General features: G+C 71.9%; 11 protein-coding genes. 6 read left to right on the plus strand and 5 right to left on the minus strand.

Annotated elements, in window-relative coordinates; all coding sequences use genetic code 11:
- Nucleotides 1-5 precede the first annotated feature (5 nt).
- Entirely contained in the window at nt 6-1364 is a 1359-nt protein-coding gene (locus KLO01_RS05345; protein ID WP_147062796.1) for an aspartate aminotransferase family protein, read from the plus strand.
- Here KLO01_RS05345 and KLO01_RS05350 read toward each other — a convergent pair whose 3' ends face one another.
- Together KLO01_RS05350 and KLO01_RS05355 are read right to left on the minus strand one after the other, a co-directional pair.
- A complete protein-coding gene (locus KLO01_RS05350; RefSeq protein WP_147062799.1) occupies nt 1365-3185 on the minus strand; it encodes an alpha-amylase family glycosyl hydrolase in 1821 nt (606 codons plus the stop codon).
- Between the two features lie 36 nt (nt 3186-3221).
- Complete coding sequence (locus KLO01_RS05355) at nt 3222-3866, minus strand: hemerythrin domain-containing protein (protein WP_186827914.1); 645 nt, start codon at nt 3864-3866, stop codon at nt 3222-3224.
- An 88-nt stretch (nt 3867-3954) separates the two neighbouring features.
- Between KLO01_RS05355 and KLO01_RS05360 the strand changes: the two genes are divergently transcribed.
- Nucleotides 3955-4386, plus strand: a complete 432-nt coding sequence (locus KLO01_RS05360) for a DUF5990 family protein (RefSeq protein ID WP_222611923.1) — start codon at nt 3955-3957, stop codon at nt 4384-4386.
- Between the two features lies 1 nt (nt 4387).
- Here the strand turns inward: KLO01_RS05360 and fumC are convergent, their stop codons facing one another.
- The gene (fumC, locus tag KLO01_RS05365; RefSeq protein WP_147062803.1) at nt 4388-5791 is read right to left on the minus strand and encodes a class II fumarate hydratase; all 1404 of its coding nucleotides are present in this window, start codon (nt 5789-5791) and stop codon (nt 4388-4390) included.
- Between the two features lie 46 nt (nt 5792-5837).
- Between fumC and KLO01_RS05370 the strand changes: the two genes are divergently transcribed.
- From KLO01_RS05370 to KLO01_RS05380, 3 genes are read left to right on the plus strand one after another with little or no spacing between them, the layout of a single operon-like run.
- Nucleotides 5838-6638, plus strand: coding sequence for an HAD-IIA family hydrolase (locus KLO01_RS05370; protein WP_147062805.1), 801 nt, complete (start codon nt 5838-5840; stop codon nt 6636-6638).
- On the plus strand, nt 6635-7720 hold the full coding sequence (locus tag KLO01_RS05375; protein ID WP_307725654.1) for a GNAT family N-acetyltransferase: 1086 nt from the start codon (nt 6635-6637) through the stop codon (nt 7718-7720). Before KLO01_RS05370 ends, KLO01_RS05375 begins: the two co-directional genes overlap by 4 nt.
- A gap of 55 nt (nt 7721-7775) precedes the next feature.
- Entirely contained in the window at nt 7776-8168 is a 393-nt protein-coding gene (locus tag KLO01_RS05380) for a VOC family protein (protein ID WP_147062807.1), read from the plus strand.
- Between the two features lie 108 nt (nt 8169-8276).
- Here the strand turns inward: KLO01_RS05380 and KLO01_RS05385 are convergent, their stop codons facing one another.
- Complete coding sequence (locus tag KLO01_RS05385) at nt 8277-8966, minus strand: sirohydrochlorin chelatase (protein ID WP_186827915.1); 690 nt, start codon at nt 8964-8966, stop codon at nt 8277-8279.
- Nucleotides 8967-8988: 22 nt separating this feature from the next.
- The gene (locus KLO01_RS05390; RefSeq protein ID WP_246136062.1) at nt 8989-10767 is read right to left on the minus strand and encodes an ABC transporter ATP-binding protein; all 1779 of its coding nucleotides are present in this window, start codon (nt 10765-10767) and stop codon (nt 8989-8991) included.
- A gap of 76 nt (nt 10768-10843) precedes the next feature.
- On the opposite strand from KLO01_RS05390, the gene KLO01_RS05395 reads away from it, so the two are divergent.
- Nucleotides 10844-12031 (plus strand): thiolase family protein, encoded by a 1188-nt coding sequence (locus KLO01_RS05395; RefSeq protein WP_147062811.1) that lies wholly within the window; start codon nt 10844-10846, stop codon nt 12029-12031.
- Nucleotides 12032-12043 lie beyond the last annotated feature (12 nt).

Raw genomic sequence — 12043 nt, forward strand, 5'->3', positions numbered from 1 at the left:
CCCATATGCTGCCGAGGGTGACGACGACGAGCCAGACCACCACGACCGACACCGACCGCAAGCACGTCTTCCACTCGTGGTCCGCGCAGGGCCAGATCTCCCCCGTGGAGGTGGTGGGTGCGCAGGGATCGCACTTCGAGCTCGCCGACGGCAGCCGCTACCTCGACTTCTCGAGCCAGCTCGTCAACGTCAACATCGGGTACCAGCACCCCAAGCTCGTCGCCGCCATCCAGGAGCAGGCCGGCCGGCTGCTCACCGTCTCGCCCGCCTTCGCCAACGATGTCCGCTCCGAGGCGGCCCGGCTCATCGCCGAGCTGGCACCCGGCGACCTCGACTCGGTCTTCTTCACCAACGGCGGCGCCGAGGCGACCGAGAACGCCATGCGGATGGCGCGGCTGCACACGGGCCGCCAGAAGGTCCTCACGACCTACCGCAGCTACCACGGGGCGACGGCCGGGGCGATCGCGGCGACCGGTGAGCCGCGGCGCTGGGCCTCCGAGCCGTCGGTGCCCGGGATCGTCCACTTCTGGGGCCCCTACCTCTACCGCTCCGCCTTCCACGCCACGACCGAGGAGGAGGAGTGCGCGCGGGCGCTGCAGCACCTGCGCGACACGATCATGGTCGAGGGCGGCTCGACGATCGCCGCGATCATGCTGGAGACGGTCGTCGGCACCAACGGCGTGCTCGTCCCGCCGGCGGGCTACCTCGCCGGGGTGCGTGAGATCTGCGACGAGCACGGCATCGTCTTCATCGCCGATGAGGTCATGGCGGGGTTCGGCCGCTGCGGCGAGTGGTTTGCCGTCGACCGGTGGGGCGTCACGCCGGACCTCATCTGCTTCGCCAAGGGCGTGAACTCGGGCTACGTGCCGCTCGGCGGGGTCGTCATCTCCGCGGACGTCGCGGCGACGTTCGCCGACCGCGCCTACCCGGGCGGCCTCACCTACTCGGGCCACCCGCTGGCCTGCGCCTCGGCCGTCGCGTCGATCGGCATCTTCAAGGAGGAGGGCATCCTCGAGCACGTGCGCGGCGTCGAGGAGACGGTGCTGCGCCCCGGCCTCGAGGCGATCGCGGACCGGCACCCGTCGGTGGGCGAGGTCCGCGGAGTCGGGTTCATGTATGCCGTGGAGCTGGTCCGCGACCGCGGCTCGCGCGAGCCGCTGGTCCCGTTCAACGCCTCCGGCGCCGCGGCGAAGCCGATGGTGGAGTTCGCAGCGGCGTGCAAGGAGAACGGTCTGTGGCCCTTCGTCCACTTCAACCGCACCCACGTCGTGCCGCCGTGCACGACGACCGCGGCCGAGATGCGCGAGGGCCTCGAGATGCTCGACGCGGCGCTCGACGTCGCCGACCGCCACACGACCGGCTGACTACTCCTCGCGGGTGAGGACGACCGCGCTGTAGGGGCCGAGCGCGAGGACGGCGCTCTGCTCGCACCCGTCCATCGGCGGGCCGTCGGCCTCGACGTCGAATGCGTCGACGCCACCGAACTCGGGGGCGTAGAGCGGCGAGTCCGAGTTGAAGCGGACCTTCCACGACCCCGGCGCCGGCATGCCGACCGCGAGCTCGCGGTGCACCTGCGTGGAGAAGTTGAGGACGACGAGGGTGTCGTCGTGCGCCCCACCCTCGGCCCACCGGTGGACGACGAGCAGTTTGTCCTCGTCGTCGAGGCGCAGGACGCTCGTGCCCGAGCCGCGCAGCCCGCGGCTGACGCTGTCGGAGTTGCGGCGCAGCCGGATGAGGTCGCGGTGCAGGGCGACGATGCCCGAGTGGGCCTCGGACTTGTCCCAGTCGAGGGCGACCGAGTCGTCGAACCAACGGTCCTCGAGGAACTCCTGCCCCTGGAAGAGCATGGGGATGCCGGGTGAGCACATCACGGTGACGAAGCCGAGCGCGGCGCGCTTCTTGGCCGCCCACGAGTCGGCGTCGCCCGGAGCCACGGCCTCGGGGAGGCGGGTCTTGCCGTTGGCCACCTCGTCGTGGGACTCGGTGTAGATGACGCGGGTGCCGGCCGGGCCACGGTCCTCGCCGAGCAGGGCCGCAGCCACCGCCGCGAGGTCGCGGTGCTCGTCGCTCAGCTCGGTGAGCGCCCGGCGCACGGGGTGCACGAAGCCGGCGTCCCACTGGGCGTGGAAGCCGAGTCCGCCCTCGTCGCTGTCCGTCGTGACGAGCGGGTCGTTCTGGAGGTCCTCGGCGATGAGCAGCTTCCACGGCTGGCGGTCGCGGATCTCGGAGGTGAGCCAGGCGAGGTAGCTGCCGCCGTCGGGGATCGCCGCCCCGCCGTCCCAGGTGCCACCCGTGGTCGAGCGGATGTAGTTCGTCGCGTCGAACCGCAGCCCGTCGCACCGGAACTCCTCGAGCCAGAGCAGCGCGCTGTCACGCAGGAAGTCGCGCACCTCGGGGCGGCCGTAGTCGGGCCGGGTCGCGCCCCACGGGGTCTCGGCCCGCCAGTCGTTGTAGAAGTAGATCCCGCCACCCTCGCCCTCGAACCAGCCGTCGAAGCGCCAGAGGTCGAGGTCGGAGGGCCCGATGTGGTTGTGCACGACGTCGACGATGACGGCCATGCCGTGCTCGTGGGCCGCGCGCACGAACGCCTTGAACGCGTCGGGCCCGCCGTAGCCGGACTCGACGGCGAACATGTGGCTGGGGTTGTAGCCCCACGAGATGTCGCCGGCGTACTCGAACGGCGGCATGACCTGGATGACCGAGACGCCGAGGTCGCGCAGGTGGTCCAGCCGGTGCACGGCCGAGTCGAAGCTGCCGCGACCACCGTTGCCGTCACCCCCGAAGGTGCCCACGTGCATCTCGTAGATGACGACGTCGTCCCAGGACGGCATACGGAAGCCGTTCTCGCCCCAGTCGAAGGAGGCCGGGTCGTAGATGACGCAGTTGCCCACCGAGCTCGTCATCTGGCGGGCGTAGGGGTCGGCGCGCCAGACGACCTCGGAGCCGGTGTCGACCTGGAACTGGTACTCCTGCCCCGCGTGCGCGCCCGGGACGTGGACCGACCAGGTGCCGGCCTCGCCGTCCCCGTCGCGCTCGAGCTGCGGGTTGTTGCCGCTGTCCCACTCGTTGAAGTCGCCGACCACCCAGACGTGCTGCGCGTGCGGTGCCCACACCCGGAAGGTCACGCCGTCGTCGGCCAGCGTGGCGCCCATGCCGTCATGGGGAGAGGGTGCGGTGAAGGTCATGGCGCCAACCTAGTGGCGGCCGGACCGCCACGGCCCCTAGCGCCAGACCGGGGCCACCTCGCGGTGGTAGGACCGGCCGAACACCCGGCTGAGCACGAACCGCACCGGCGCCGGCACGAGGGCACCGAGGGACTGCTGGACCCGTGGCTCGGCGCCGTCCTGGAGCCACGCGAACATCTCGCCGGTATGCCGTGGGCTCCCCTTGCGCAGCTGCTTCTCGACCGCCTTCCACTCGGGTGTCTCCATCCGGGCGGCGATGACCGGGACGACGTCGGTCTCCTCGTGGACGAGGTGGGCGTCGGTGACCTGCGCGGCGGCGGCCACGGCAGAGGCCGCAGCCGACGCGTTGGCGGCGCTCGGGTCCGTGGCCAGCGCGTCGATCGCCGCGGTGGCGCCCTGCATGGACGAGCTCATCGCCTCGTGCTCGGCCTCCATCGCGTCGACGAGCGCGGGGTCGAGGACGGCGGGGCCGAGGCTGCGCACGTAGGGGAAGACGTGGGTGTCCTCCCCGACGTGGTGGTGGTGCAGCTGGTTCCACAGGGTCGACCAGGCGCGCTGCAGGGCTCGCGCCCGCTGCTGGTCCCCGGCGGGGAACGCGCGCAGCGCGGTCTCCATCCGGGCGAGGTCACGCCGGACGGCGGCGTGGACGATGGCGTTCATGTTGAGGTCCGCATCAGCCATCTTTCGAGGGTAGGACCGGGCGGCGGGACGCGACGGCCGTTTGCGACATCCCGCGGCGGGGGTGCGCACGGGCTGCCACGATGGCGTCGTGGACGTGCGCATCGTCGGGGAGCCGCTCCCACCACCCGTGCTGGGTGGGCGGGGGCTGCTCGTCGGGATGCAGCGCGGCAGGGTCGTCGTGGACCCGCGGCCGGTCGAGGGGTCTTCGATGGCGTTCGACGTCTCGCTCGACGTCGTCGTCACCTCCGACGGGGTGGACCTGCGCGGTCCGTGGGTGCAGGGGCGGCGCGGCGACCGGTTCCTCTATCTCTGCTGGGGGCACGCGGGCCGCGACCCGGGCGACGTCGACACGGTCCGACGGGCCAAGCTCATGCTCGGCGTGCTCGACCCGGCGGACCTGCTCGATGCGGCTGAGGACGACGTGCTCGTCGGACGGCTGTCGCTCGTCGACCCCCGGGGCGGGCCGGTGTGCGCCGCGGTCCGGCCGCCCGCCATCCGGTGGACGCTCGAACGCCCCTGACTCAGCTGTGGGTCATGTCCTCGGGGACGACCCACTCGTCGAACTGCTCGCCGGTGACGTGCCCCGACGCCAGCGCGGCCTCGCGCAGCGACAGCCCCTGCTTGTGGGCGCTCTTGGCGATGGCTGCCGCCTTGTCGTAGCCGATGTGGCGGTTGAGGGCGGTGACGAGCATGAGGTTGCTCTCGAGGTTGGCCTCGATCCGCTCGGTGTTGGGCTCGATCCCGCGGGCACAGTGCTCGGTGAACGACCGGCACCCGTCGGCGAGCAGCCGGGTCGACTCGAGCACCGCGTGCGCCATGACGGGCTTGTAGACGTTGAGCTGGAAGTTGCCCTGCGACCCGGCGAACGCCACCGTCGCGTCGTTGCCGAAGACGCGGGTCGCGACCATGGTGAGCGCCTCGGCCTGGGTCGGGTTGACCTTGCCCGGCATGATCGAGCTGCCCGGCTCGTTCTCGGGGATCCGCAGCTCGCCGAGGCCGTTGCGCGGCCCCGACGCGTACCAGCGGACGTCGTTGGCGAGCTTCATGAGCACCCCGCCGAGGGTGCGCAGCCCGGCGCTCACCCCGACGAGCGCGTCGTGCGCCGACAGCGCCGCGAAGAGGTCGGGCGCCTGCCGGAACGCCTGACCCGTCTCGGCCGCGATCTTCTCGGCCGCGAGGGCACCGAACCTCGGGTGCGCGTTGAGCCCGGTCCCGACGGCGGTGCCACCGATGGCGAGCGCCCGGGTGGCCTCCACGGCATACGACAGGGCGAGCATCGCGTCGTCGAGCTGCGCGACCCAGCCACCGAAGACCTGGCCGAGCGTCACCGGGGTCGCGTCCTGCAGGTGGGTGCGGCCCACCATGACGACGTCCTTGTATGCCGTCCGCTTGCCGTCGAGGACCTCGCGCAGCTCCGCGACGGCCGGCTCGAGACGCTCGACGACCTCGAGGACGACGGCGATGTGCATGGCCGTCGGGAAGGTGTCGTTGCTCGACTGGCCGCGGTTGACGTGGTCGTTGGGGTGGACCGGGGTCTTGGACCCGCGCTCGCCGCCGGCCAGCTCGATGGCGCGGTTCGACACGACCTCGTTGGCGTTCATGTTGGACTGCGTGCCCGAGCCGGTCTGGAAGACGACGAGCGGGAAGTGCGCGTCGAGCGAGCCCGAGATGACGTCGTCGGCCGCCCGCACGACGAGGTCCGCGACGTCGGCGGGGAGCTCACCGAGCTCGCCGTTGGCCTGCGCCGCAGCCTTCTTGAGGATGCCGAGGGCCCGGATCATCGGACGACCCCACACGAACGTGTCGCGCCCGATGTCGAAGTTCTCGATGCTGCGCTGCGTCTGCGCTCCCCAGTACGCGTCGGCCGGTACCTCGACCGAGCCCATCGTGTCGGATTCGGTCCTCGATGCCTGTGCTTCCGCCATGGCTCCACCGTAGGCACCACAATGGCGGAATGACAGAGGACCCCCGATGAGCGAGCACCAGCCGATCGAGACGTGGCTGACCGACATGGACGGCGTCCTCGTCCACGAGGAGCACGCCATCCCCGGCGCCACCGAGTTCATCGAGGCGCTCAAGTCCGCCGGCCGCCCCTTCCTCGTGCTCACCAACAACTCGATCTACACCGCACGCGACCTGCGGGCCCGCCTGCTCGCCAGCGGCATCGACGTGCCCGAGGAGTCGATCTGGACCTCGGCGATGGCGACGGCGCAGTTCCTCGCCGACCAACGACCGCAGGGCACGGCATACGTCGTCGGCGAAGCCGGACTCACCACGGCGCTGCACGACGTCGGCTACATCCTCACGAGCCGCAAGCCCGACTACGTCGTGCTCGGCGAGACCCGCACCTACTCGTTCGAGCAGATCACCCAGGCGATCCGGCTCATCGAGAAGGGCGCCCGGTTCATCGCGACCAACCCCGACGTCTCCGGGCCGTCGACCGAGGGCACGCTGCCCGCCACCGGGTCGGTCGCCGCGCTCATCTCGGCTGCGACCGGTCGTCAGCCCTACTACGTCGGCAAGCCCAACCCGCTCATGATGCGCAGCGCCCTCAACCGGCTCGAGGCGCACTCCGAGACCACGGTGATGATCGGCGACCGGATGGACACCGACGTCGTCTCCGGTCTCGAGGCGGGCCTGCGCACCGTGCTCGTCCTCACCGGGTCAACCAGGCCCGCCGACGTCGAGCTGTTTCCCTATCGCCCCACCGCCGTGATGGACTCGATCGCCGACCTTGTCCAGATCGTGGAGTCCGGAGGACCCATCGCATGACGTCGCAGACGCCAGATCCGTTGTCCGAGACCGGGATCCCGCCACACCAGTCCGGTCTCCCGGATCTGGAGGGTATGCCGTCCGGCTGGGTCGCGCGCGTCCCCGCGCGTGAGGACGTCACGGCCCTGGTGTCACTGGCGGAGGCACACCAGCGGATGGCCAAGGGCTCGGGCTCGGTGGACGTCGACACGGTGGAGAGCACCGTCGCCGGCACCGGGTCGTGGACCCGTCACCAGGCCCTCGTCACCGACGCCACCGGGACGGTCATCGGCTGGGCGTCGATCCACGACCGTGCGGGCGGCCGGACCCTCGTCGAGGTCACCGTCGCCGTGGAGGGGCTGACCGAGGACGAGGCCGACGCGCTGGCCACCTCGCTGTTCGCCTGGAGCGAGGAGGCGGGGCGGGTCATCGCCTCCGGCCGTGAGCTCGACGGCACCCAGCTCGACTCGGGCGCCTATGCCGACGACGAGCGCCAGCGCCGCTGGCTGGCGGCAGCGGGCTACCGCCAGACCCGGACCTGGCTGCAGATGTCCCGTCCCGTCACCGCTGCCGAGGGCGAGGAGGGCGTCCTGCCCGGTCCGCGCGAGGGCGTGACGATCCGGCGCGTGGCCAAGCACGACAACGGGCTGCCCGTCGCAGCCGACCTGCAGACGGTGCACCGGATGCTCGAGGAGTCCTTCGCCGACCACTTCAACAGCTATCGGGAGTCCTTCCCCGAGTTCCTCTCGCGGCTGCGCGAGGACCCGGGCCACCGGTGGGACCACTGGTGGATCGCCGAGCTCGACGTCGACGGCGAGACCGTCCCCGGTGGCGCGCTCGTCGCGACGATCCTCCCGCCGGACTCGTCCGGTGCCTACGGCAGCTACGTCGACTACATCGGCGTCCACCGGCTCTCGCGTGGTCGCGGTGTCGCGAAGGCGCTGCTGCACACCGTCATCGCCGATGCGGCCACGCGTGGCCACAACCGTGTCGGGCTCGAGGTCGACGCCGACTCCCCGACGGGCGCGGACGGTCTGTACGACTCGATGGGGTGGGTCACGGCATACAAGACGGAGTCCTGGCACCGCGACATCACGACCTGAGGGAGTGCCCCCGATGGGCCTGTTGCGGCTGTCGTCGCAGGCCTAGCGTGGAGGCATGATCACCGCGGTCCACACCCTGGTCTACTCGGACGACGCCGTGGCGACACGGGCCTTCTTCCGCGACGTCCTGCGGTGGCCGTCGGCTGCCGACGAGGTCGCGGACGGCGAGCAGGAGTGGCCGATCTTCCGCTCCGGACCGAGCGAGCTCGGTGTGCACCCGACGACCGGCGAGGGCGGCGACCACGCCCCGAGGCACCACTCCATCTCGCTGCTGTGCGACGACCTCGTGGCGACGATGGACGAGCTGCAGTCGCGGGGTGCGGTGTTCACGACCGACCCCGTCGACCGGGGTTTCGGTATCGTCGTGTTCATGGCCGTGCCCGGCGCCGACGACATGATGCTCTACGAGCCGCACCACGCGACGGCCCACGACCTCCCGAGCGCCTGAGCCCGCTGAGAGGCAGTAATGCAGTGGGGGGTCGAGGTACGTCGGACACCTATAAGTGTCCGACATGGACACCTATAGGTGTCCGACGCCCGACGAGGACCTGAGGTGTCAGCCGGCGGAGAGGCGGGTGAGCACGACCGCGAGGACGGCGTCCTCGCCCGCGGGGCTCGCCGCGAGCGGTGCCGTGACGACGTCGGCGCCCGCGTCGGACAGGCGGTCGTGGAAGAAGCCCTCGGCGAGCAGGTAGGACGCCACAGCCACCGACGTGGCGCCGTCCGCGCGGGCCGCGGCGACCGCATCCGGCACCGACGGCTCGGTCCCGGTGGCGTAGGCGACGCTCACGGGCCCGGCCCACTCCTGGTCGAGCTGCTCGGCGGCGACCTCGACGTCCTCGGCCGCCTCGGCCCGGCTCGAGCCGGCGGCCGCGAGGACGACGTGGGCCTGCTCCGGGATCCCGGCCGACCGGAGGCGCTCGACGAGCAGGGCGGCGAGCAGAGGGTCCGGGCCGAGCTGGGCCACGGCGTGCGATCCCGGGTGGGCGGCGACCGCGTCGGCGATGTCGACGTCGACGTGGAACCCGCGGCTCAGCAGCATCGGGACGACGGCCACCGACGCGTGCCGGGTCATGACGTCGTCGAGCACCTCACCGACGAGGGGCGACTGGACGTCGACGTAGGCCAGCGCCACCTCGCGGCTCGGCAGCGCCTCGGCGACCCGGCCGGCCAGGCGCCGCACGGTCTCTGCTCCCCGGGCGTCGCGGGTGCCGTGGGCGACGAGGACGACTGCGGTGGACTCCATGCCCGAAGTCCAGCACATCCGCTCACAGCTCGCCGGTCTGCACCTTCCACAGCGCGGCATAGGTGCCACCCGCGCCCAGGAGCTCGTCGTGCGTCCCGGCCTCGGCCACCCGGCCGGCGTCGAGGACCCAGATGCGGTGCGCGTGCCGGACGGTCGAGAGCCGGTGGGCGACGACGATCGCCGTGCGGTCGACCGTGGCCCGGCGCAGCGACGCCTGGATGGCCGCCTCGGTCTCGTTGTCGACCGCGCTCGTCGCCTCGTCGAGCACGAGCACGGCGGGGTCACGCAGCAGGGCCCGGGCGAGGGCGATGCGCTGCCGCTGCCCGCCGGAGAGGTTGACGCCGCGCTCGCCCAGCAGGGAGTCGAACCCGTCGGGCAGGGCCTCGATGAAGTCGACGGCCGCAGCGGCGACCGCCGCCTCGCGGACCTCCGCGCGGCTCGCCTCCGGGCGCCCGTAGGCGATGTTGTCGGCGATCGAGCCCGAGAAGATGTAGACGTCCTGGGCGACGTAGCCCATCGAGCCGCGCAGCGAGTCCCAGTCGAGCTCGCGCACGTCGCGCCCATCGAGGAGCACCGCGCCCTCGCGCGGGTCGTCGAAGCGGAGCACGAGGCGCAACAGGGTGGACTTGCCCGAGCCGGTCGAGCCGACGATCGCGTGGGTCTCGCCGGCGGGGATGACCATGTCGAGCCCGTGCAGGACCGTCGGCCCCTCGCCGTAGCCCGCGCGCACCCCACGCAGCTCGACCACACCGCGCACGGGTCGCCGCAGGGCGTCGGTCCCTGCAGGGACGGTGACCGGCTCGTCGAGCAGGCGCAGGATCCGGCCGGCGGAGGCGCGACCGCGTTGGTAGAGGTCGAGCACGGTCGCCACCTCGGTGAGCGGCCAGAGCAGCCGCTGCGTCATGAAGACGAGGACCGAGTACAGCCCGACCTCGAGGTCACCGCGCAGCGTCGCCCACCCGCCGAAGAGGAGGGTGCAGGTGAACCCGGCGAGGATCGCCATCCGGACGAGCGGGACGAACGCCGCGCTCGAGCGGATCGCGTCGACGTTGGCCTGCCGGTATGCCGTGGACAGCGCCGCGATCCGGTCCCGCTCGCGCGCCTCGGCGGTGAACGCCTTGATCGTCGAGATGCCGGCGAGGTTGGCGCTGAGGGCACCCGAGAGGTCCGCGACCGTCTCACGCACCCTGGCATAGAGCGGCTCGAGTCGCCGCTGGAAGACGAGCGAGCCGGCGATGACCACCGGGATGGGCAGGAACGCGAGGACGAAGAGCTGGACACTCGACGCCGCGAAGACGGCACCGACGAGCACGACGTTGAGCGCCGTCTGGAGGATGGCCGCGGCCCCGACGTCGAGGAACCTCTCGAGCTGGTTGACGTCGTCGTTGAGCGTGGCCAGGGTCGTGCCGCTGGCCCGGCCCTCGTGCCACGACATGTCGAGGTGCTGGGCGTGGTCGTACGCCTCGACCCGCAGGTCGTGCTCGACGCCCTGGGCCAGACCTCGCCAGAGGACGTCGGCGACGTACTGCGAGACCGACTCGATGACCCAGACGACGACGTTGATGACCGCCAGCCACGCCAGCTGGGAGTAGCGCGACTCGACGCCGAGCACCGCGCCGACGAAGGAGTCCTGACCCCGCACGACGACGTCGACGGCGGCACCGATGAGCAGCTCGGGCACGACGTCGGCGACCTTGTTGACCGTCGACATCGCCACGGCGGCGACGAGGCGGCCCCGGTAGCGGCGGTGCCGCTGCCACAGGGCGGCGAGCGGACGGTCGGGGCTGGCGGTGCGGGTCACCGGGCAACCCTAGGTCCCGCCCACGTCACACCCCACAGCCCTGTCCCCCACCGGGACGCCTTCCTACGATGGCCCCATGACCGACTCCACCGCAGAGAAGATCGTCCTCGTCGACGGCGCCCGCACCCCCGTCGGCAGCTTCGGCGGGATGTTCAAGGACGTCCCCGCCCACGAGCTGGGAGCGACGGCCGCGCGCGAGGCCCTGGTCCGCGCGGGTGTGGCCGCCGAGGACATCGACGAGGTCGTCATGGGCTGCATCGGCCAGGTCGGTCCCGACGCCTACAACGCGCGACGCGTGGCCCTGGCGGCCGGGCTCCCGAGGTCGGCACCGGCATACACGGTCAACCGGCTCTGCGGATCGGGACTCCAGGCGATCTGGTCGGCAGCGATGCAGATGCGCTGGGGAGGCGTCGACCTCGCGCTCGCGGGCGGCGACGAGTCGATGAGCCGTATGCCGTTCTACGACTTCGGTGCCCGCGCGGGCTACCGCCTCGGCAACCGTGAGCTCGTCGACGGCACGGTCATGATGCTCACCGATCCGTTCCACGGCATCCACATGGGGGTCACCGCCGAGAACGTCGCCGCGAAGTACGGCGTGAGCCGTGAGGAGCAGGACGAGTTCGCCCTGCGCAGCCAGCAGCGGGCCACGAGCGAGGCCGGCCGGGCCGCGTTCGCCGAGGAGATCACCGCGGTCGAGGTCGGCGGTCGCAAGCCGTTCACCGCCACCGAGGACGAGCACCCCAAGCCGGGCACGACGCTCGAGGCCCTCGCCGGGCTGCGTGCCGTCTTCGCCAAGGACGGCACGGTCACCGCCGGCAACGCCTCCGGCATCAACGACGGCGCCGCCGCCGTGGTGCTCGCCCGTGAGTCGGTCGCGGCGGAGCGCGGTCTCAGCGGTCTCGTGACGCTCGAGGCCGTGACGACGGGTGCGATGGAGCCCGAGCTCATGGGCTACGCCCCGGTCATCGCCCTCGAGAAGCTCTTCGAGCAGACCGGGCTGGCACCCGACGACGTCGACACCTACGAGGTCAACGAGGCGTTCGCGGCGCAGGCCGTCGCCGTCGTGCGCGACGCCAAGCTCGACCCCGAGCGGGTCAACCCCTACGGCGGGGCGATCGCCCTGGGCCACCCCGTCGGCGCCACGGGCGCGATCCTCTCGCTGCGCGTCGCCAAGGACCTCCACCGGCGCGACCTCGAGACCGGCGTCGTGACGATGTGCATCGGCGGCGGCCAGGCCCTCGCCGCCCTCTTCCGCCGCATCTGAGGACCCTGCCGC

The sequence above is a fragment of the Knoellia locipacati genome, from assembly GCF_007992835.1.
Lineage (GTDB): Bacteria > Actinomycetota > Actinomycetes > Actinomycetales > Dermatophilaceae > Knoellia > Knoellia locipacati.

Coding starts and splice junctions, on each gene's coding strand:
- KLO01_RS05350 (WP_147062799.1), bottom strand. CDS start 3,185: ATGACCTTCACCGCACCCTCTCCCCATGACGGCATGGGCGCCACGCTG.
- KLO01_RS05370 (WP_147062805.1), top strand. CDS start 5,838: ATGAGCGAGCACCAGCCGATCGAGACGTGGCTGACCGACATGGACGGC.
- KLO01_RS05355 (WP_186827914.1), bottom strand. CDS start 3,866: ATGGCTGATGCGGACCTCAACATGAACGCCATCGTCCACGCCGCCGTC.
- KLO01_RS05345 (WP_147062796.1), top strand. CDS start 6: ATGCTGCCGAGGGTGACGACGACGAGCCAGACCACCACGACCGACACC.
- KLO01_RS05375 (WP_307725654.1), top strand. CDS start 6,635: ATGACGTCGCAGACGCCAGATCCGTTGTCCGAGACCGGGATCCCGCCA.
- KLO01_RS05385 (WP_186827915.1), bottom strand. CDS start 8,966: ATGGAGTCCACCGCAGTCGTCCTCGTCGCCCACGGCACCCGCGACGCC.
- fumC (WP_147062803.1), bottom strand. CDS start 5,791: ATGGCGGAAGCACAGGCATCGAGGACCGAATCCGACACGATGGGCTCG.
- KLO01_RS05380 (WP_147062807.1), top strand. CDS start 7,776: ATGATCACCGCGGTCCACACCCTGGTCTACTCGGACGACGCCGTGGCG.
- KLO01_RS05395 (WP_147062811.1), top strand. CDS start 10,844: ATGACCGACTCCACCGCAGAGAAGATCGTCCTCGTCGACGGCGCCCGC.